Raw genomic sequence first — 19,693 nt, 5'->3', positions numbered from 1 at the left:
TTGGCGACAGTCCACAGTGCTCGGACACGCTATGGGGAGGGCCGGGACGGCGACACCGGGGACCGCCGGGAGTGAGCATGACGTGACTACCGGCCTACCACCCGTCACCGCCGAAACCGGAGAACTACCCCCGAAGCATCGACAGTCGGGCATGGATCGGCGGTACGCTCCGCCGGTGTTCACCCCGATCCGTACCGCACGGCTCACCCTCCGGCCGGTCACCCTGGACGACCTCGACGACGTCTACGCGTACCAGCGGCGGCCCGACGTGTGCCGGTGGACGCTCCACTCCGAGCCGCGTACCCGTGAGCAGTCGCGGGAGTCGGTGACGGCCATGGCCGGGGAGAACGCGCTGCGCTCCCCGGGCGACGTGCTGACCCTGGCCGTCGAGACCGGCCGGCGGCTGACCGGGACCGTCGAGGCCGACCGGCGGGTGGCCGGGACCTCCGGACCCGACCGTCGGGTGATCGGGACCGTCGAGCTGGTCTGGCGGAGTGTGGTCGACCGCACCGCCGAGATCGGGTACGTGTTCCACCCGGAGTTCGGCGGGCGCGGGTTGGCCACCGAGGCCGTGACGGCGCTGCTGCGCTGGGGGTTCGAGGAGTTCGGCCTGCACCGCGTCTACGGGCGCTGCCACGCCGGGAACGAGGCGTCGGCCCGGCTGATGTCCCGGCTGGGGATGCGGTGCGAGGCGCGGCACGTGCAGAGCTACCGGTTCCGGGACGGGTGGGCCGACCAGCTCGTCTTCGCCCTCCTGGCCGGGGAGTGGCCGGACCGCGCGACCACCCGGCCGGACCGCGCGACCACCCGGCCGGACCACGCGACCACCCGGCCGGACCAGGCCAGCGGCCCGGAACGGGCGATCACCCTGCCGGACCGGTCCGGCAGCCCGGACCGGGCCGGCGTCGAAGCCGTGGCCGGGAAGCCAGGGCCTAGCACCGACCGGCCGTCGCGTCCCCGGCCCGGTGCCGACGGTTGATCTCGATGAGCTGGTCGAGGGCGTCCCGGGCCCGGGTCAGTTCCGCGATGGACCCGGTGATCCGGTCGCGCTCCCGGGTCATCCGGGCCCACGCCTCGTCGGAGTTCTGCTCGCTGGGCGAGTCGACGCACGGCATCAGCTCGGCGATGGTCCGGCTGGACAGTCCCGCCCCGTAGAGCCGCTGGACGAACCGCACCCGCTCGACCACGTCCTCGGTGTAGTGGCGCTGGCCACTGGGGCTGCGGGTGCTGCTGACCAGGCCCTGTTCCTCGTAGTACCGCAGGGAGCGGACGCTCACCCCGGCCCGCGTCGCCACCTCGCCGATCCGCACCGTACCTCCCCCGACCGTGACCCACGTCGCAACACTTGCCGCTGACGTCAATGTCAGGTCCTAGCGTAGCGGCAGGTCCGACCGACCAGATCGGACAGCCCGAGACGTGTGGAGGAAACACGCGATGACCACCCTGTTCGACCGGTACCGGCTCGGTGGACTGACCCTGCCCAACCGGGTGGTGATGGCCCCGATGACCCGGGTCCGCGCAGCCGCCGACGGCCTGGCCACGCCGTCGATGGCCACCTACTACGCCCAACGGGCCACCGCCGGGCTGATCGTCAGTGAGGGGGTGCAGCCGAGCCTGGTCGGCCAGTCCAACCCGGGCACCCCCGGCCTGTACACCGACCAGCAGGTCAAGGCGTGGCAGCCGGTGACCGACGCGGTACACACCAACGGCGGTCGGATCTTCGCCCAGCTCATGCACGGTGGCCGGGTGTCGCACCCGGACACCACCGGGACGCAGCCGGTGGGACCGTCGGCCGTACCCGCCGAGGGCGAGGTGTTCACCCCGACCGGGCGGCAGCCCGCCCCCGTACCCCGGGCCCTGTCGACGGAGGAGGTGCCCGCGCACGCCCGCTCGTACGCCGAGGCGGCCCGGCGGGCCATCGACGCCGGCTTCGACGGCGTGGAACTGCACGGCGCGAACGGCTACCTGATCAGCCAGTTCCTCTCCGACACCGCCAACCTGCGCACCGACGCCTACGGTGGTTCGGTCACCAACCGGATCCGGTTCGCGGTGGAGGCCGTCGCCGCGACCGTCGAGGCGGTGGGCGCGCAGCGGACCGGCATCCGGCTGTCGCCCGGCGCGGGCCTCTGGGGTGCCCGGGAGAGCGACGTGCCCGAGCTGTACCGGGCGCTGCTGGCCGAACTGGCCCCGCTCGGGCTGGCGTACCTGCACCTCGAGGCCAGCACCGACGAGGAGACCCTGGTCGGGCTCCGGGCCGCCTGGCCGGGCACTTTGATCGTCAACCCGGTCTTCCCGCTCGGTCCACGGCAGGCCGACCGGGCGGCGGCCGACCACTGGCTGACCCTCGGAGCCGACCTGATCAGCTTCGGCCGCGCCTTCATCGCCAACCCCGACCTGGTCGAGCGGCTCCGCCAGGGCCTGCCGATCGCCCCGCACGACGAGGCCACCTGGTTCACCGGCGGCGACGCCGGCTACCTCACCTACCCCGCCTACCGGCACACCGCCTGACGGCCACCACCCGGACCGGGGCCAGCCGGGCCTCCGGTGGTGCCGGCCTCAGGTGGAGCCTGGACGATTGCCGGGCCTCAGGTGATGCCGACCAGCCGGTACGCCTCACGGACCGCCTCCAGCTTGGCGTCCCGTTCCGGGTCACCGCCGAAGTAGGTCCGGGCCACGTCCAGCACCGCCGCCAGGGCCGCCGGGAACGTCGCCGTCGGCGCGAGACGCGCCATGCCCAGGTACGTCAGGATCGCGACGTCCTCGACGGTGAACACGGTCGAGCCGTCCCGGCTCATGGTCAGCAGGTGGTGCACGGCCTTGTTGTGGATGTTGCTGTTCAGGTGCACCCAGCCGTTGTCGTTGTCCGGGCCGGGCCGCTCGCCCGGCCGCAACTGCCGGAAGTCCTTCATGTGCGCCGGATAGCCGAGCCGGCCGGGGTCGGCGAAGTCGCGCAGTGGCCGGCCGTCGGGCCGCAACCCGGGACCGATCTCCCAGGACCAGGTACGCACGTCCGTACGGTCGGCCGCCGTGTACCAGTTGTTGATGATCACTCCGGCGACGTCGGCGAACGACTCGTTCAGCGCGCCGGACTGGGTCGCGTACACCAGGCCGGAGGTCGACTCGATGACACCGTGGGTCAGCTCGTGGGCGATGACGTCCAGGTACCGGGACAGGCTGACCAGCCGCCCGTCCCGCATGATCTGGCCGTACCACATCCGCTGCTGCCACCAGAACGCGTTGAGCAGGGCGGGCGGCTCCTGCATGCTGGCGGCGGTGACGTTGACCAGCGAGATCAGCGTCATACCCAGGTCGTCGATGCCGTCACGTTGCAGCACCGACTTGTAGAAGTCCTGCACCCGGCCGGCGTTGAGGTGCGCCGACACGGCGGCCCGGTTCGTGGTGCCGTAGTCGGAGGTGTCGGCCGGGACCGGGCTGGCCGGCACCTCCGGCCCGGTGTCGATGTCGACGAACTCCAGGTCGTACGTGCGTACCGACCGCAGCGGGTCGTCCAGCACGACGGCGGTGCCGTCCGCGCCGGCCAGCCGGCCGAGGAACGTCTGCCGGACCTCGTTCTCGTCGATGCCGGTGCACCGGGCCGGGGTGGGCAACGCGGTGGGGATCGCGCTGTACGTGTAGAGGATCCCGCCGTCGTGCGCGTCGACCAGGAAGGTGTAGCTGGGCGGCACCGGCCGCCGCCCGAACCCGTGCCCCTCGTCCGCCCCGCCCGGCCCACCGCCCCCGCTGCCGTCGGACGCCGTCCCGCCGGTCTGGCCGGCTTCCGTCGGCGGCGGCTCGGTCGGCAGGGCCGGAAGGTACCAGGCCAGATGCCACCGGCCGGTCTCCTCGTCCCGGAAGAACATCAACTTCCCGGCGGCGGCAGCATCCGGGGGAAGGTTCGTACCCGTCCAGGCCGCCACCCGCTCCAGCGCCTGCGCCCGGGTGAGCGACTCGACCGGCTCCACCCCGGACACCTCGTCCAGTTCGGCGCTGGCGCTGACCAGCTCACGCTCGCGGTTCAGCTCCACGGTCGCGGTCGCCCCGAACACCGGGATGTCACGGTGGGTCTGCGCGAACCGCACCTGGCGCGTACCCAACGGACGCAGGTCCCGCTCGTCCAGGACCACCAGGCCCGGTACCCGTTCCACCCGCTCGGGTGCCGCCACGGCCCGGATGACCGGGCGGTCGTCCCGCCGCAGCAGTTCGTCGAGGTAGTACCGCGCCGCCGCCTCGTCGCTGGTGAAGGTCGGCGCGGCCGGTTCCAGCCCGGCCGCCGGCTCCGCCGCGAACGACCGGGGCGACCGGGCCGCCACACCCGGGCCGACCTGGGGGTCCTCCGCGACGTGGTAGCGGAACGTCTGCAACGGTGCCATCGGAACCCTCCGTACGACCCGAGCCGTCAGCACCGACTCGATCACCCAGCGTAACGCCGAGGTGGTCGAGATCGGCCCGGATCAGGGCACCGGCCGGTGTCCGATCAGGGACAGCCGACACCGGTCGCCACCCCACCCTCCGACCAGGTTCCGTCCCGTGGATCCCGTGCTGCGGGTCGCCCGATGTCACACCGGCTTCCTGGGTGGCTCCGGTAGACGACACGCCGAAGCGATTACAGCTCAGGCAGCCAGCAACCGTCGTGCCCCCACGGGACAGCACCTAGCATCGGGGCATGACAACGTCCGCAGTCGATGTGGCCGTCGAGCCGGGGACCGGTCGCGCGCTGACCGTCGCGCAGTTCGCGCTGACCGCCGCCTATCTCGTCGCCGTCGTCGTCGCCCTGGGCCGGGCGGCGTCCTTCGCCGGGCATTTCTACCTGCCGTACCAGGGCGACGCGTACACCGGCGACGCCGACCTGTGGCCGGGGGCCTGGCGGCAGGCGCAGGGGCTGCTGGTGCTCGGCCTGGCCGTGGTGCCGTTGGTCGCCGCGGGTACGGTCCTCGCCGCCCTCGGTCGGCTGCGGCACCATCCGCGATCACGCAGCCTCGTCGTCGGTACGGTCGGCGCGGTTCTCGTCGTGGTCGCGTCGCTGACCCCGGCCCTGGCGGCGCTGCGCGGCTGGGTCGTCGACTAGATCAGGCGTTGTCGCCGACCGAGCAGGCGGCCGGCTGAGCCGGCAACCGGCAAGCAGCCAACCAGCTGAGCCGGCAGCCGGCGGAACGGCAGCCAGCGGGCAGCCGTCCGGCGGGACGGCTCAGAATCCGGCCGCGGCGTCGTACCGGCGGCGCAGGTCGGCCATCTCCGACGGGCCCAGCGCCTCCTTGCTCGCCAGATCCGCGTACTTCGCCGGGAACATCTCCCGCAGCCGGTCGACGAACCTGACGTTCTCGGTCGCCTCGACCACCTGGATGCCCGGCGGCTCGGTGGACATGTCCACGATCATCGGACCGACCAGCTTGACCGCGACGTCCCAGGGACGCTTCTTCTCGGCCACCCCGCAGAGGTGGAAGCCGTAGACCGTCCGCACGTCGGCGAGCTGGGTGGCCCCGGCCGGCTCGAAGCCGTAGACGTGGACCCCGCAGATCACCGCCGGCTTCTCGTCCTCCCCGTTGGTCACCTGCTGGACGTTGTGGGCCGCGTGGTTGTGCTGCCCCGGATCGGCCTGTTCGAACATGACCCGCATCCGGGTCGTGAGCTGACCACGTAGGTCCATCGGCTCCGGTTCCGGGCCGGCCGAGTTGACCAGTACGGTCACGCCGGCGGACACCGCCAGCAGGATCACCGCCACCCACACGAAGCGGTTCCGGTACCACCCCGCGAGACTCTCCCGGGTAATCATGATCGCTTTCACCTCGTCGCCGGTTCTGGTGCGCTGGCAGACCTGATCGGACAGCTCCGAGGGGGTGGGTTCCCGCCGTCGTCGAGCTGTCGTGGAGCTGGCCCGGCGATGCGGCGCGCGGACGTCCGCCCAGGGCGGCGCGCTGCCGACACTGCGATGCTCCCGTGCTGGCCGTTCCCAGCGCGGTTGCCCCCGCGCTGCGGCGATGTGAGCCATTCCAGCACGTTCTGCCCGGCACCGGCAACATCGACGACCCTCAGCGTGCTCCACCAGGACGAGCGCGATCCGATGTTCGTTGCCACCTGCGCCGAGCTCCCGTCTCTTTCCTGGCTGGCCTCCTCCCAGATCGATGCTCTGCAAGGGCTTGAAGACCTGCTGCGTGAGGTCATCACGGACATGGCGCAGCAGGGCGAGGAGGTGCCGGTGCCGTTCGCCGAACGTAGCTATTCGGGCAAGTTCAACGTCCGGGTCGGCGAAAGCCTGCACCGCGAGCTGGCGATCCACGCCGCGGAGGACGGGTTGAGTCTCAACCAGTACGTGGTGCGGAAACTCGCCGCCTGATCCACCGAACGGCACGGCCACCGGTCAGCCCACGCCGAGGGTGACGGCGAGGTGGATGACCGGCTCCGGGGCGTACGGGTCGCGGGCGACCTGGGCGAGCACCTCCCGGGCGTCCGGACGGTGCCGGATCTCGGCGGGCGCGGTCCGTTCGACGTCCACCAGGACCCGCCCGGCGTTGACCGGGTCGCCGGCCTGGAGGTACGCCTGTGCCGCGTCGACCAGGTGGGCGGCGCGGTGCCCGGTGGGCAGCCACCGCCAGCCGCCCCGCCGGACCGCCTTCTCGTGCCGGGAGATCGCGTCGCGGGCGTCGCCCAGTTCGAGGGACACAGCGGCGCGGGCCAACTCCACGGCGGTGGGCCCGAACCCGGTGCGATGGTGGTCGTGGCCCTCCCCCACCCGGTCCGCCATGCCGGCGGCGTCGTCGATCAGCTCGACTGCGCCCGGTTCGTCGCCGTACTGTGCCGCCGCCAGGGCGGCCTGCACGAGCAGGGTGCCGCACAGGGCCAGCTCGGCCGGCGTACCGTGCTCGATCACCGGAGGCGCGATCCGGTACGCGGCGGCGAGCAGCGCCGACTTCGCCACCCGCGCCTGCCCGGCGGCGCGCAACACCTCGCCGAGCTGGACGGCTGCGGCGGCCACCAGGGTCCGGTCACCGGTCGCGGCGATCATCGCCCGGTCGGCGGCCAGCCGGGCCAGCTCGGCGTCGCCGACCTTGACCAGCAGTGACGCGGTGATCCGGTACGCCTCGACCAGCGGCACCCGGCCCGCCGCCGGATCACCGGCCTGGGTGCGTTGGGCGTCGGTGAGCAGGTCCGGCAGCAGGTCGATCACCTGCTGGTACCGGGCATGCTGGAACGTCGTCCAGGCGTGCGTGACCTCCCGCAGCATCCGGTCCACCGGCAGCACCGGGCGGCGGCCCGCCGGCCGGCCCAGCGGAATGTCGTACCGGGACAGCGCCACCCGGATCCGCTGCACGCCCTCGGCGCGCTCGGTCACCTCGACCGGCTGGGCGTCCCGGCCGAACAGCACAGCGGTGTCGATCTGCAAGACGGCGGCGATCTCCTGGAGGACGGAGACCCGGTCCAGCGAGCGGACCCCGCGTTCGACCTTGTCCACCCAGCTCTTCGACTTGCCGAGCCGGTCGGCGAACATCTGCTGCGACATTCTCCGCCGCCCGCGCCAGTACGCCACCCGCCGGCCGATGGGCAGCCGGTCACTGTTGTTCGCCACCCCGCGTCCCGGGCGGGAGGCGTCGTAGCGGTGTGCTCCCGCGTTGCCGCGTCGCCGATCGGTCATCGGGGCCAGTGACCACGGTTGAGCGGGACACGGTGCCGGGTCGCGCAGGGCAGGTCCGCCCCGCAGCGGCAGACGCGCCGCCACCGCCGCCAGGACCAGACCGGCCGGTGCCGACGGGCGAGCGTCAGCGCCGCCGTGAGGACATACTCGTCGTACGAGACGCGCAGTCGCCTGACGTGGGGCCGCTGGTTGCCGCCCGGCGGCGGGTGGATGGGGTTGTCGCCTGGGCTCTGGTTGGTTGCACCGTTCGGTCCGGTCACGACACCTCCCGCCGACGCCTGTGGGCCCGTAGGCACCCAGCCAGCCGTTGTCCCGCCAGGCAGGGCACCTACGGAGAGTCACCCCGCCGCCAAGCTGGAGTAACCCCACGAGCAACTTAAAGCGCAATGCGCTAGTCGTCAACCACTGCTAGCGCAAAGCGTTGTAAGTCAGCTATGGGGTGTGATCTGCTTGGACCAGCCGCCAAGCTGGGAGCACCACCATGTCTGAAGCTGCCTACCTCCAGGTCGCCCGTGATATCCGGGAGAAGATTCGCTCCGGCGAGTTGAAGCCGGGCGACCAGTTGCCCTCGTTCAACGCCCTCTGCAAGCAGTACGAGGTCAGCAACACCGTGATCCGCACCGCGATGATCGTGCTCAAGTCCGAGGGGCTGATCGACGGCCGGCAGGGCAAGGGTGTCTACGTCACCGACCAGAAGCCCCGATAGCCAGATCACGGGTACGCGTCGGGCCGAGAATGCCGCCGTTGTCCGGCGGGCTCTGTCTGATTGTCCATTAGTGGTTCCTACGACCGGTGGCGACCAACCACTATGGACGGCCGAAGGGTATCCGAGCAGCCATCGCTCCTGAACCTGTGCGGTTGTACCGGAACTCTCGCCCGCCGTGGTTAGCTTCTGCGCGCATTCAACGCCCCACCGCATTCAGCCGGTGAGGGGCCGCACTTTCCACCGGAGGACCATGTGAAGAAGAGGCTGATCGGGTTCGCCTCGGCACTCGCCATCGCTTTCGGCGGTTCGCTCGTCGCCGCCGCCCCGGCGCAGGCCGCCCCGGCGGTCATGTTCACCAAGGTCTACTACGACTCGCCCGGCAGCGACACCGGCTCCAACAGCAGCCTGAACGCCGAGTACGTCCGGCTGACCAACAAGCGCAGCACGGTCATCAACCTCAAGGGCTGGTACGTGCGCGACAAGGCCGGCTACACCTACAAGTTCACCAGCGACTTCAAGGTCGCCGCCGGAAACAGCATTCTCATCCGTACCGGAAAGGGCACCAACAAGGGCACCGACCGGTACTGGGGCCGTTCCTGGTACGTCTGGAACAACACCGGCGACACCGCGTACCTGCGGAACGCGTCCGGCACGCTCATCGACAGTTGCACCTGGACGAAGGTCGGCAGCGGATACACCAACTGCTGACGTCCCCGCATTCCGCCGGCCCGTCCTCCCCCGGGCCGGCGGAATGCGGTCGCGGCCCTGTCGTCGGATCGCTAGGGTCCGCCGCATGCGGCTGGAGAGTGTCACCCCGACAAACTACGAGGCGGCGCTGGCGCTGTCCGTACGCCCCGAACAGGAGGATCTGGTCGCGCCGGTGGTCAAGTCGCTGGCCGAGGCGTACGTCCACCCCGAGCACGCCTGGCCCCGCCTGATCTACGACGGGGAGCGGCTGGTCGGCTTCCTGATGGCCTTCCTCGACATCCCGTGGAACCCCGACCGTGATCCGGCCGACCGCCGGTCCGGCCTCTGGCGGCTGAACGTCGCCGCCGACGCCCAGGGCAACGGGTACGGCCGGTTCGCCGTCCGGGCGGTGTGCGCGGAGATCCGGTCCCGGGGTGGCTCCCGGGCGTACGTCACCTGGGAGCCCCGACCCGGCGGGCCGGAAGCGTTCTACCTGAAGCTGGGCTTCCGGCCGACCGGGGAGCGCAGCGGCGGCCAGACCGTCGGCGTCCTGGATCTCTGACGAGCCTGCCGGAGAGGTTACGGTGACCCTCATGGCGTGCCGTATCACCGAACTGGTCCTGGACTGCCGCGATCCCGAGCTGCTGGCCCGGTTCTGGTGCGAGGTGCTGGGCTACGTCGAACTGGACCGCGACGACGGGGACATCGAGATCGGGCCGCCCGGCGTGGGTTTCGGCGGCCCGCAGCCCACGATCATCCTCAGCCGGTCCGACGAGCCGAGGGCCGGCAAGCTGCGGCTGCACATCGACGTGAACCCCACCGACCGGGAACAGGACGCCGAGCTGGAGCGGTTGCTCGCCGCCGGGGCGCGCCCGGTCGACGTCGGGCAGACCGGCGAGGAGTCCTGGCACGTGCTCGCCGACCCCGAGGGCAACGAGTTCTGCCTGCTCCGGCGTCGGGTGGCCGAGGTGCGGTCCGTCAAGTAACCAGCCCGCCGGGGCGGTACGGGGTAAGCCGAGCGTGACTCGGGCCGACCAGGTCGGCATCGGTGGTGCCGCAGGACGGCCCATCCCCACTGTTCGGTGTTCGGTCATGACCGAACACCGAACAGGCTAGGATCGGACCATGCAGGCCAGGGGCGGGACGAACGGAATTGAGGAACTACGGGATGCCGTCCTGGCGATCGGCCTGACGGTCGAAGAACCAGCGGGCGCCACCGGGATGGACCTGTTCCTGGTCAATCCCGCCGGTGGACGGATCTCGGTCCAGCTCAAGCGGATCTCCCTCGCTTCAGCGGAGGGCCTGGAACACCGACTCAGTCGATGGGTATCTCCCGACGGGAACCCGGATCTCAGAGTGGTTGTCGCCGACCGGATAACGGAGCAGGCTCGCCGTGTACTTCGCGCCGCCGGATGGGGATGGCTCGACCTTCGCGGCCACCTGCATCTCGTCGGCAAGGGCCTCTACGTCGACGTCGACGTTCCCCGACTGAGCACACCGCCGGATCGTTCTTTGCCTCTGGCCGGACGGGTGGCCGAGGAGGTGGCGGCCCTGATGCTCCTCCATCCGACCGATCCAGCGTCCATCCGGCAGATCGCCAGAGCCCTCGGGAGGTCGCCGAGCTCGGTCTCAAGCGCTATCACGGGCCTACGCAGCGCTGGTCTCGTCGACGAGCGGCGCAAACCAGTCGTTCCCGACCTGTTCTGGCAACTCGCTGAACGCTGGCAGCCGCAGCTCACCGACCTACAGCGGGCACCGTCGACCGCCAGCGGGGCCGGCTCGGTGCAGGCCGTGCTCCGGTTGGGCATGACCAATATCGAGGCCACGACCGGTTGGGCATTGACCGACACCGTCGCGGCCGCAGCGTACGGCGCGCCCGTCGGGATCCGGTCGGACTATCCCCCCGATTTCTACGTACCCGACCAGGCCATCGTCCGGAGAGCCGTCAACCTGCTCGGCATGGCCCACACCCGTGAGAGCCGTGCCGCCACTGTTCGGATAGCTCCGATTCCGTTGATCTGCGCCAGCCGCATCGACCGGCCCCACGAAACCTGGCCGCTGGCTCGCCCGCTGTTCGTGGCGCTCGATCTCGCCAGCGACCCGGGACGGGGCCGCGAAATCCTCGAAGGCTGGACTCCTCCCCATGAGACGGGCCCTCGTGTCTGGTGACGATCGACCGGCTGTCGACCTCGCCGGTACCACGATGTCCGCGCTCGCCTTTGCCATCCCGGAGATCGCGAAACGCACTGGACGTGATGTCATCGTGGTGGGCGGCCTTGCGGTCATCTGCCGGTTGGCGCGTCCGTACCGCGCAACCAGCGACCTGGACACCGTGGACCGGCGGCACGCCAATGCACCCGCCCAACTCGAACTTCTGTTGGCAAGCGGAGCGGCTCCTAGCGGTCCATCCGGAGCTATGATCCCGACCGACGCCGGGCAGGTTCAGGTCGACATTCTCGAAGTGACCGACGCCGACCTCGCACACCTGCCGGACGACCCCACGGACCGGCTGCACGTCATGTCCCACGCGTGGGCCGCGAGCAGTGCGACTCCGGTGACCATACGGGCGACCCCTGCGCCCGACCTTGCAGTCGATGTCGCCGAACCTGGACCGCTCGTCGCGATGAAGCTTCAATCGATCATGAATCGGGGCCAGGCGAAGGAGGGTACCGACCTACTCGACATCATTCGCCTGTGCCTTGATCCCCTAGCAGGGCCGACTCTTCTCGGGCAACTCGCCACCGGCGAACCACAGCTGCGCGAGGATGCCGCCCGCCATGCCCGCCGATGGTTCGACCAACACGCACAGCGCTCGCTCCCGATCATTCGCGCCATTCCCGAGGGACGGGACGTCCAACTTGACGATCTCCGTCTGGTCGGCGAACTACTTGAAGGCGCGCTCACCTGACTCAGGGCACCCGTCGGAACCTCCCTGACCGGTGGATCACTCCTACCGGTCAGGGAGGGATCGCGCATGCCAACGGGCGGGAGAAGCCGATCAGTCCCGGGGGCTTCGCTCGGTCGCGGCGCGGTCGCTCGCCACGATCAGGTCAAGCAGCTCCCTGCCCAGCCCGGCCGGGGACCGGACGTGACCGCCACCGGTCGAGACCGCCTGCGGGCAGGTCGAATCGCCCAGCACCACGGTGACGTCCCCGAGGCTGATTCCCACCGCACCGGGCTTCTGGATGGTGCACACCTCGTCGGCGGGCACAGGGTCGCGCAGCTCGGCGAGAAGTGCCCGGATCCGGTTCAGCGTCTTGGCGTCCGTCGCCACGACCATGCCGTTGCTGGGCGGCGCGTCGGTGGTGGCGCTGGTGATGCGGCCGGGCAACGCCAGCCCGCCGGAGGGCGGGGCCGGCGGGCCGGGCGGCCAGGTCGTCCCCCTCAGGAGCTGCCTGCGCTCCTCGTCGTTCCCCGAGATGAAGACGGTCGTCGCCTTGATCTCGTCGGTGATGGCACGGTAGTGCAGCATGGACGGGATGGTGTCCGGGGCAGGCTGTTCGACCTGGATCATCTGCCGGTCCCGGACCATCACCCGGTTCGGGCTGATCGCCGCGCCGGCTCCCTGCCGTACGACAGCGAGCCACGTCCGACCCGGCGGTTCGCACGTCACGGGCGTGTTCTGGGGCGGGACGCCCCTGAGCCACATCGTCCTGGGGTTCCACCGTTCGGCGAGGTAGACGGTGTGCTGCTCGGCGGTGCAGGGGTCGAAGGTCGCGACCGTGCTCGTCCGCCAGCCCGCCGGGACATTCACCGACACGTCACCCACGTGGACGGTGTTGGTGGGGGGTTTGGCGGCCTCGAAGCGGTCCGGGGCGGCCGGGCCGAGGGGCAGGGCCACGACGGTCGCGGCCACGGTCGCGGCGGCGACGGAGCCGGCCGCCCCCCAGGTACGACGGCGGCGCCGCACGCTGCGCCGCCCGAGGTCAACCAGCCGGGTGGAGGGATCGGCCTCGGTCGGCGTCACGGAGCTGGCGGCGCGCTCGAGCAGTTCGGTGACGTGGGTGGGGTTCACGAGGTCTCCTTCGAGGATTCGACGAGTAGACCGCTGGCGCGCAACGCCGCCAGGGCGCGGGACGTACGGCTCTTGACCGTTCCCACCGCGACGCCGAGGGTCTGCGCCACCTCGGTCTCGGACGCGTCGGCCCAGAACCGCAACACCAGCACCGCCCGCTGGTCGACGGGCAGCCGCCGCAGACCGGCCAGCACCTGCACGCTGAGGTCCGACTGATCGGCGAAGCCACGGGGGGACGCTTCCGGCAGTTCCCCGGTCGGCACCTCGTCGCGCCAGCGCCGACGCCTGGCCCGCATCGCGGTACGAACCATCACCCGCCGGACGTACGCCTCCGGTCGCCCGTCCGGGCCGCTCAACCGGTGCCACGACCGGTAGGCCGCGATCAGCCCCTCCTGGGCGAGGTCCTCACCCAGCCGGCCGTCCCCGGCCAGCAGCGCGCCGAAGCGGACGATCTCGCGGTACCGACTGGCGACGAACTCCTCGTAGCCGACGGGTTCCGCTCTGCGAAACAAGCCCATACCTCTTCAATGGACCTGGACCCGTCCAATGGTTCCCTGCCGTTCCGGGCATCGGCAGTGCCGCTGGGCCGCCGTCGCACCGGGCCGAAGGGCGAGGGCCTCACCTCGTGTCCCGTCAGCGGGGTGACATCCGCGTCCGGCCGTCAGTGGCGCGACACTCGCGTCCGGAGCAGCGCCATGACCGCGTAGCCGAGCAGCAGCAGGCCGACACCGGTACCGACGACCTGCCCCACCAGCACGGTCGAGGCGAGCCCGACGAGGAGCCCGACCAGTGCGACGAGGCACACCGCGAAGCCGAGCGGGCGCAGCAGCGGATCACGCAGCACCGGCACCAGCGGCAGGAAGTGCAGGCCGACGACCGCGCTGACCAGGACCGGGACGAACGCCGACCAACCCACCAGCGTGAACAGCCAGGCACCGAGCCCGGCCAGGGCGAACTCCACGAGGACGATGAGCAGGTAGCGCCGGTCGGCGGCCCGGTCCCGGGGCGTCGCGTCGGCCGTGTGCCCACCGCGCCTCCCGGCGACGACAGCACCGACGACCGCGGTCAGCAGGGCCGCCACGCTCAGGACGACCAGCAGCACGCTCAGTGGCGGCTCCGCCTTCGGCACGCTGAACCAGAGGGCCGCGAACACCCCGAGATACAGCGCGGTCAGTCCCGCCTGCCGAGGGGTTCCCGTGTGTGCCGTCATCGTCGCCCCCCGTGGATAGACCCGGCCACCCGACGGCAGCTTTCATGATCGTATGCGCCACCATCTGTGAAACAGCAGGCCGGATGCCGTCCCGATGCTGCCGCAGGGTCCGTCGGGCTGAGGTGCGCGTCGCCGGCAGGCGAGACGGAATGACGCTCGCCGGCTTGGGCGGCCGATGCCATACTCCTCGGATGCCGGACAGAGCCGCAACGACTCGGCTGGTCGCAGCGGCGGCACGGCAGCATCTGCAGCCGCTCGGACTGCATCGGCGAGGCGCATCACGTGTCTGGTTCGACGACCGAGGCTGGTGGCTGATCGTCGTTGAGTTCCAGCCCTCCCGCTCCCACGGCACCTACCTCAACGTCGGCGCGATGTGGCTGTGGGACGAACGCGACTACTGGTCGTTCGACGACGGCAGCCGCATCTACTGGCGCGACGACGCCACCTTCGTCGCCCATCCACCGATCGACGAAACCGGATGGGCAAGCCTTCTCGGCTTCGTCAACACCGAGCAATTCACCCGGGACATGGACATGGTCGCCGGTATCGCCGCACAACGGGTCGAGCAACTACGCGGCCAGTTTCCCGACCCCGCAGCCACCAGCCGCCAACTGGCCTCCCGCCCGGCGGGGCACGACGAGTCGCCCTGGTGGCATGCCTACCACCTGGGGTGCGCAGCAGCTCTGGCTGACGACCCTGGCACCGCACGTCACGCCTTCCGACGCATCACTGTCAGTAACCCAGATACGGACTGGGCTCATGACCTCGCCCGGCACGCAAGGCACCTGGCTGACCTCGCCGACGATCCGCATGTTCTGCGGCAGCGCGTCATCGAAGTCATCCACGCAACCCGCCAGCGCCTCAAACTACCGAACGGCCCCTGCTGAGCCTTCCTGAGTCTGCCCGATCGAACCACCCGCGCTCAGCACTCCCGGAGTCGGACGTGATAGCGGGTCTGGGCAGCACACTTCCACCGGTAGTACACCTCCTGGATCTGCCTGTCGTTGCCGTACAGGGCAACGGAAGCAAGATCACCCAGGTGTTCCTACGCTCCCCGATGCTGCTTCGCCTCGAGCACGTCGGCGATGCCACCCAGGCAGCGTTTCAAGTGCGGCGGCCTGCCGATCAGGGCAATGACCTTGCTGCTGCACAAGATCGAAAAAGGCCGTCTCCGACGGGCGGAAACGGCCTTTGAACTGGGTGGAGCTGAGGGGATTTGAACCCCTGACCCCCTCGATGCGAACGAGGTGCGCTACCGGTCTGCGCCACAGCCCCTCCACCGGCTAACCGGCTTCGGTCCCACCCGGCGTGCACCGGGCGGGCCGGCGACAAATCTAACAGCTCCCCCGCCCCCGACGCGAATCGCCCCACCCCTCGCGGCGAGATCTTGGTGCGAAACGGCCCCCGGAACGGCCAAAAGCACCAAGATCCGCCGGGGACACCTAGTCAGCGGCCGGACTGGTAGGGGCGGCCCCGCAGCCCTCCGGTACGGCGGTAGGAGACCGAGCCGCCGCTGGCCGCCGCCGGCAGGTCGTCCGGACGGTCCAGGCCCATGGCGGTACGGCGTACCGCCTCGCGCTGGGCCGCCAGGCGGCGCTGCTGCTCCCGGCGGGCCGCTGCCCGGCGGGCCTGCTCCCGGCGCACCTCGGCCTGCCTGGCGGCCAGCCAGGCGGCTTCCCGGGCCCGTGCCCGCCGCCGGCGGCGTTCGGCCAGCGCCCGGGAGCGCAGGTGCGCCATGTAGGCGACCAGCAGGGTGCCGGTGACCGAGACGCTGATCCAGAAGCCCGGACCGGCCACCATCACGCCGATCAGCTCGACGAAGTTGAGCAGCAGCAGCGCGGCCAGCACCCGGCGGCGGCGGTACACGGCCGGGGTGTGCTGCCGGCGCTTCGGCGGCCGGCGGCGGGGCCGGGCGGCAGCGGGCGGTACGGTCCGCAGTCGGCCCCGGCGGCGACCCGGACCGTCCTCCGGAGCGTCGGCGGAGGAGCCGGCAGCGGCGGACCGGCCGGGCGACGGCGCGGCAGGGCCGGCAGCGGCCGTGCCGGTGGCCTCGGGACTGAGGGTGACGGTGAGGGTGCGGGACGGGTTCACCGGGCGGCGTCCGGGGACAGTACGACGCCGCCGGCGGCGCTGGAGCACCCGCGCCGTCGACTGCGCCCGCTCCGCCACCAGCCGTTCCGTGGCGTCGTACCGGCGGACGAGCGCCGGGGCGAGGGCCAGCAGGCCGGCGGCGGCGAGGACGGCGAGGAGCACCGAGGTCGGCACCCTCACCCCTCCCGTCACCGAAGTTCGGGCAGTCGCGCGCCGGCCGCAGGATTGTCGACCGGACATCGCCCGTTCCGCCGATCATGCGGTCACCGCAGCGCTTGCCACAGCTTGCAGTTACTTGAGGTTACGGGTGACCAGGCAGGATGAATGTGCGCCGCGCCGGATTGTTGACGGTGGGACAGCTCATCCGGCGGTCACGTGACAGCTCGTCCGGCGGTGGCACCACAGCTCGTCCCACACTGGTGCCACAGCTCATTCGGCGGCGGCACGCAGCCGGTGCCAGCGGGCCAGCAGGCCGCCCTCGGCGGCGACCTCCTCGCTGGTCATGGCGTATCCGATGTGGTCGCGCCAGGCCCCGTCGATGTGCATGTACCTCGGGTGGTACGCCTCCTCGCGGAAGCCGAGCTTCTCCACCACCCGCCGGGACGGCTTGTTCTCCGGCCGGATGTTGACCTCGACCCGGTGCAGTCCACCCGGGCCGAAGGCGTGGTCCACGGCCAACGCCAGCGCGGTGGGGATCACCCCACGCCCGGCCACCCGACCGTCCACCCAGTAGCCGACGTACCCGGAGCAGAACGCCCGACGCACGATGTTGCCGATGTTCAGGTGCCCCACCAGGCGTTCCTCGCCGGAAGGTTCACGCAGGCAGACCGCGAACGGCATGCCCTCACCGGTCCGCGCCGAACGGCGCTGGTCCCGGTGGACGTAGCGGAACGCGGCCGGCGAGTTCATCTCGTCCCAGCGGCCGGGCACCGAGGACTCCCAGGGAGCCAGCCAGGCCCGGTTGGCCCGGCGCACCTCCGACCAGGCCGCCGCATCCGAGCGCCGGTACGGCCGCAGCACCACCGGACCGTCGGTGAGGACGACCGGCCAGCCGGGAACACCGCCGAAGAGGAACATGGTCACCGCCTCCGGTCCAGCAGGAGCACGTCCACGGTGGAACCGGCCGCCGCGGTGGTGACCCGCTCGCCGAGCACCAGCAGGCCGTTCGCCTCGGCCAGCCCGGAAAGGGTACGCGGTCCACCGGCGAGGGGCTGCACGGTGTACCCGCCGCCGCGCCGCTCGGCGACGTGCGCGGGACGGAATTCCCGCAGCCCGGCGGGGGACGTGATGGTCTCCAGCAGGTGCGCGCGGACACTCGGCCGGAACACCGGCTCCGCCCCGGCCAGCAGGTTGATCGCCGGCCGGGCCAGCACCTCGAAACCGATCATCGCGGCACCGGTCTCACCGGGTAGACAGACCACCGGCACCTCCTCGGCCCCGACCGTACCGAACCCCAGGGACGTACCCGGATAGAGGGCGACCTCGGTGAAGGTGACCGGCCCGGCGCGGCCCCCCTCGCGGCGGGTGAGGATGCGGCGCACCATGTCGCCCGGCCCGGTGCCGGTGCCGCCGGTGGTGATGATCAGGTCGGCGCGCAGCGTCTGGTCCTCCAGCAGGCCGCGCAGCGCCTCCGGGTCGTCGTCGCAGATCCCCACCCGGTACGCCAGCGCGCCCACCTCGGCGGCGGCGGCGGTCAACGCGTGCGAGTTGGCGTCCACCACCTGACCGGGCTGGCTGCCCCGGCCCACGTCGACCAGTTCGTCGCCGGTCGCCACGATCACCACCCGGGGGCTGGGCCGGACCACCACGTGCCCCAGCCCGGTGGCCGCGAACACCGCCACCAGGGCCGGCGAGACGTACGTGCCGGCGCGGGCCAGCAGCGTGCCGGCGGGCAGTTCCTCCCCGGCGCGGCGGACCCCGTACCCGCGCTTGGGCACCCGGTAGATCTCCACGGCGGCCATGCCCTGGTCGGTCCACTCCACCGGCACCACCACGTCGGCGGTGAGCGGCAGCGGCGCGCCGGCCGCCACCGAGAAGCACGCGTTCGGGGTCAGCCGGACCGGCCGCCAACTCGCCGCGCCCAGGTCACCGACCACGTTCAGCCGGACGGTACGACCGCCCGGGGAACCGCCGTGGCCCGCAGCGTATCCGGCGCTGCGGGCCGCGGCGGCGATGTCGTCCCAGCGGGCCGCGTACCCGTCCACGGCCGCCTGGTCGAAGGCCGGGTACGAGTGCGGCGCGACCACGTCCTCGGCGAGGACGTTGCCGTACGACTGGGTGAGGTCGAGGTCGAGCGGAGGCAGCGCGCGTAACCTGCGCAGCACACTGCCCAGGTAGTCGGCGAGCGGCGTCAACTCGTTCGCGGCCGCCTCGGGGTCGGCCGTGGCGGTCATGTATTAGGACCGCCCGACGCGTCGGAGTTCACGAACTCCGCCAGCCAGGTACGGAACTCGGCGCCCAGGTCCTCCCGCTCGCAGGCCAGCTGCACGACGGTCTGGAGGTAGCCCAGCGGCATGCCGGTGTCGTAGCGGGTGCCCCGGTAGACGATGGCGTGCACCGGTGTGCCCTCGGTACGCAGTAACTCCATCGCGTCGGTCAACTGGATCTCGCCGCCGCTGCCCGGCTCGGTCCGCCGGATCGCCTCGAAGATCCGGCCCGGCAGCACGTACCGGCCGAGCACGGCGAGGTTGCTCGGGGCCTCCTCCGGGGTGGGCTTCTCCACCATGCCGGTGACCTTGACGACCTCGCCGACGTCGGTCAGCTCCGCCTCGGCCGGCTCGACGGAGGCGATACCGTACCGCTTGGTCTCTGCCGGGTCGACCTCGAAGAAGGCCAGCACGACGCCGCCGGTACGGGCCTGGAGTTCCAGCATGGCCGGCAGCAGCGGCTCGGACGGCTTGACGAACTCGTCGCCGAGCAGCACCGCGAACGGCTCGTCCCCGACGTGCGCCTCGGCGAACCCGACGGCGTGCCCGAGGCCGAGCTGCTCGTCCTGCCGGACCGTGTAGATCCTGGCCAGCTCACCGGGGCGCTTGACGGCGGCCAGACGTTCGGCGTCCCCCTTGGCCTCCAGCCGGCTCTCCAGGTCGGGCCGCCGGTCGAAGTGGTCGACCATGGCGGTCTTGCCGCGCCCGGTCACCAGCAGGACGTCGTCGATACCGGCCTGGGCGGCCTCCTCGACGATGTACTGGAGCACCGGCCGGTCGATCACCGGCAGCAGTTCCTTGGGCACCGCCTTGGTCGCGGGCAGGAACCGGGTGGCCAGACCGGCGGCCGGGATCACGGCCTTCACCGCGCGGGACCGGCCGGTCGAGGTGGACGCCGCTGAGGGATTCGCTGGATGCTCCGACATGCCGC

At 71.4% G+C, this 19,693-nt stretch carries 22 protein-coding genes and 1 tRNA gene; 11 read left to right on the top strand and 12 right to left on the bottom strand.

What is annotated here, in order from left to right; translation table 11 throughout:
- The first annotated feature begins 175 nt into the window (after positions 1-175).
- Positions 176-979, top strand: a complete 804-nt coding sequence (locus PVK37_RS10070) for a GNAT family N-acetyltransferase (protein WP_275033556.1) — start codon at positions 176-178, stop codon at positions 977-979.
- On the opposite strand, the gene PVK37_RS10065 is transcribed toward PVK37_RS10070, so the two are convergent.
- Positions 933-1,310 carry a MerR family transcriptional regulator gene (locus PVK37_RS10065; RefSeq protein WP_275033555.1) on the bottom strand — a complete coding sequence of 126 codons (378 nt, stop codon included), beginning with the start codon at positions 1,308-1,310 and terminating at the stop codon, positions 933-935. The two genes, PVK37_RS10070 and PVK37_RS10065, sit on opposite strands and share 47 nt — an antisense overlap.
- A 124-nt stretch (positions 1,311-1,434) precedes the next feature.
- Between PVK37_RS10065 and PVK37_RS10060 the strand changes: the two genes are divergently transcribed.
- Positions 1,435-2,508: an alkene reductase gene (locus tag PVK37_RS10060; RefSeq protein ID WP_275033554.1), complete on the top strand. Its 1,074-nt coding sequence runs from the start codon at positions 1,435-1,437 to the stop codon at positions 2,506-2,508.
- A gap of 77 nt (positions 2,509-2,585) precedes the next feature.
- On the opposite strand, the gene PVK37_RS10055 is transcribed toward PVK37_RS10060, so the two are convergent.
- Positions 2,586-4,370, bottom strand: a complete 1,785-nt coding sequence (locus PVK37_RS10055) for a M4 family metallopeptidase (RefSeq protein WP_275033553.1) — start codon at positions 4,368-4,370, stop codon at positions 2,586-2,588.
- Positions 4,371-4,663: 293 nt separating this feature from the next.
- Between PVK37_RS10055 and PVK37_RS10050 the strand changes: the two genes are divergently transcribed.
- Positions 4,664-5,065 carry a hypothetical protein gene (locus PVK37_RS10050; protein ID WP_275033552.1) on the top strand — a complete coding sequence of 134 codons (402 nt, stop codon included), beginning with the start codon at positions 4,664-4,666 and terminating at the stop codon, positions 5,063-5,065.
- Between the two features lie 120 nt (positions 5,066-5,185).
- On the opposite strand, the gene PVK37_RS10045 is transcribed toward PVK37_RS10050, so the two are convergent.
- Positions 5,186-5,770 (bottom strand): hypothetical protein, encoded by a 585-nt coding sequence (locus PVK37_RS10045; RefSeq protein ID WP_275033551.1) that lies wholly within the window; start codon positions 5,768-5,770, stop codon positions 5,186-5,188.
- Positions 5,771-6,031: 261 nt separating this feature from the next.
- Between PVK37_RS10045 and PVK37_RS10040 the strand changes: the two genes are divergently transcribed.
- Positions 6,032-6,331 carry a type II toxin-antitoxin system HicB family antitoxin gene (locus PVK37_RS10040; RefSeq protein ID WP_275033550.1) on the top strand — a complete coding sequence of 100 codons (300 nt, stop codon included), beginning with the start codon at positions 6,032-6,034 and terminating at the stop codon, positions 6,329-6,331.
- Between the two features lie 24 nt (positions 6,332-6,355).
- On the opposite strand, the gene PVK37_RS10035 is transcribed toward PVK37_RS10040, so the two are convergent.
- Positions 6,356-7,627 (bottom strand): helix-turn-helix domain-containing protein, encoded by a 1,272-nt coding sequence (locus tag PVK37_RS10035; protein WP_275033549.1) that lies wholly within the window; start codon positions 7,625-7,627, stop codon positions 6,356-6,358.
- 481 nt (positions 7,628-8,108) lie between these two features.
- Between PVK37_RS10035 and PVK37_RS10030 the strand changes: the two genes are divergently transcribed.
- From PVK37_RS10030 to PVK37_RS10005, 6 genes are all read left to right on the top strand, one after another.
- The gene (locus tag PVK37_RS10030) at positions 8,109-8,333 is read left to right on the top strand and encodes a GntR family transcriptional regulator (RefSeq protein WP_275033548.1); all 225 of its coding nucleotides are present in this window, start codon (positions 8,109-8,111) and stop codon (positions 8,331-8,333) included.
- 252 nt (positions 8,334-8,585) lie between these two features.
- Positions 8,586-9,041: a lamin tail domain-containing protein gene (locus PVK37_RS10025; protein ID WP_275033547.1), complete on the top strand. Its 456-nt coding sequence runs from the start codon at positions 8,586-8,588 to the stop codon at positions 9,039-9,041.
- Between the two features lie 85 nt (positions 9,042-9,126).
- Entirely contained in the window at positions 9,127-9,582 is a 456-nt protein-coding gene (locus PVK37_RS10020; protein ID WP_275033546.1) for a GNAT family N-acetyltransferase, read from the top strand.
- A gap of 31 nt (positions 9,583-9,613) precedes the next feature.
- Entirely contained in the window at positions 9,614-10,006 is a 393-nt protein-coding gene (locus tag PVK37_RS10015) for a VOC family protein (RefSeq protein ID WP_275033545.1), read from the top strand.
- 139 nt (positions 10,007-10,145) lie between these two features.
- A complete protein-coding gene (locus PVK37_RS10010; protein ID WP_275033544.1) occupies positions 10,146-11,189 on the top strand; it encodes a MarR family transcriptional regulator in 1,044 nt (347 codons plus the stop codon).
- A 34-nt stretch (positions 11,190-11,223) separates the two neighbouring features.
- Positions 11,224-11,928 (top strand): hypothetical protein, encoded by a 705-nt coding sequence (locus PVK37_RS10005; RefSeq protein ID WP_275033543.1) that lies wholly within the window; start codon positions 11,224-11,226, stop codon positions 11,926-11,928.
- A gap of 90 nt (positions 11,929-12,018) precedes the next feature.
- Here the strand turns inward: PVK37_RS10005 and PVK37_RS10000 are convergent, their stop codons facing one another.
- The 3 genes from PVK37_RS10000 to PVK37_RS09990 form a co-directional block, all read right to left on the bottom strand.
- Positions 12,019-13,035: a hypothetical protein gene (locus PVK37_RS10000; protein WP_275033542.1), complete on the bottom strand. Its 1,017-nt coding sequence runs from the start codon at positions 13,033-13,035 to the stop codon at positions 12,019-12,021.
- Positions 13,032-13,547: a SigE family RNA polymerase sigma factor gene (locus PVK37_RS09995; RefSeq protein ID WP_275033541.1), complete on the bottom strand. Its 516-nt coding sequence runs from the start codon at positions 13,545-13,547 to the stop codon at positions 13,032-13,034. The genes PVK37_RS10000 and PVK37_RS09995 overlap by 4 nt, the downstream gene beginning before the upstream one ends.
- A 149-nt stretch (positions 13,548-13,696) precedes the next feature.
- The gene (locus tag PVK37_RS09990; protein WP_275033540.1) at positions 13,697-14,245 is read right to left on the bottom strand and encodes a hypothetical protein; all 549 of its coding nucleotides are present in this window, start codon (positions 14,243-14,245) and stop codon (positions 13,697-13,699) included.
- A 191-nt stretch (positions 14,246-14,436) separates the two neighbouring features.
- Here PVK37_RS09990 and PVK37_RS09985 point away from each other — a divergent pair, with 191 nt between their 5' ends.
- A complete protein-coding gene (locus tag PVK37_RS09985) occupies positions 14,437-15,132 on the top strand; it encodes a hypothetical protein (RefSeq protein WP_275033539.1) in 696 nt (231 codons plus the stop codon).
- Between the two features lie 314 nt (positions 15,133-15,446).
- On the opposite strand, the gene PVK37_RS09980 is transcribed toward PVK37_RS09985, so the two are convergent.
- The 5 genes from PVK37_RS09980 to PVK37_RS09960 form a co-directional block, all read right to left on the bottom strand.
- Positions 15,447-15,520 (bottom strand) — tRNA-Ala (locus PVK37_RS09980).
- A 171-nt stretch (positions 15,521-15,691) separates the two neighbouring features.
- Positions 15,692-16,576 carry a divisome protein SepX/GlpR gene (gene sepX, locus PVK37_RS31970; RefSeq protein ID WP_480212894.1) on the bottom strand — a complete coding sequence of 295 codons (885 nt, stop codon included), beginning with the start codon at positions 16,574-16,576 and terminating at the stop codon, positions 15,692-15,694.
- Between the two features lie 189 nt (positions 16,577-16,765).
- A complete protein-coding gene (locus PVK37_RS09970; RefSeq protein WP_275035065.1) occupies positions 16,766-17,413 on the bottom strand; it encodes a GNAT family N-acetyltransferase in 648 nt (215 codons plus the stop codon).
- A gap of 2 nt (positions 17,414-17,415) precedes the next feature.
- Positions 17,416-18,729 carry a molybdopterin molybdotransferase MoeA gene (locus PVK37_RS09965; protein WP_275033537.1) on the bottom strand — a complete coding sequence of 438 codons (1,314 nt, stop codon included), beginning with the start codon at positions 18,727-18,729 and terminating at the stop codon, positions 17,416-17,418.
- Positions 18,726-19,688: a UTP--glucose-1-phosphate uridylyltransferase gene (locus PVK37_RS09960; protein ID WP_275033536.1), complete on the bottom strand. Its 963-nt coding sequence runs from the start codon at positions 19,686-19,688 to the stop codon at positions 18,726-18,728. Before PVK37_RS09960 ends, PVK37_RS09965 begins: the two co-directional genes overlap by 4 nt.
- Between the last annotated feature and the right edge of the window lie 5 nt (positions 19,689-19,693).

The organism is Micromonospora cathayae (genome assembly GCF_028993575.1).
Taxonomy (GTDB): Bacteria; Actinomycetota; Actinomycetes; order Mycobacteriales; family Micromonosporaceae; genus Micromonospora; species Micromonospora cathayae.
The sequence above is the reverse complement of the archived record's forward strand: the minus strand, read 5'-3'. Positions and strand labels throughout refer to the sequence as shown.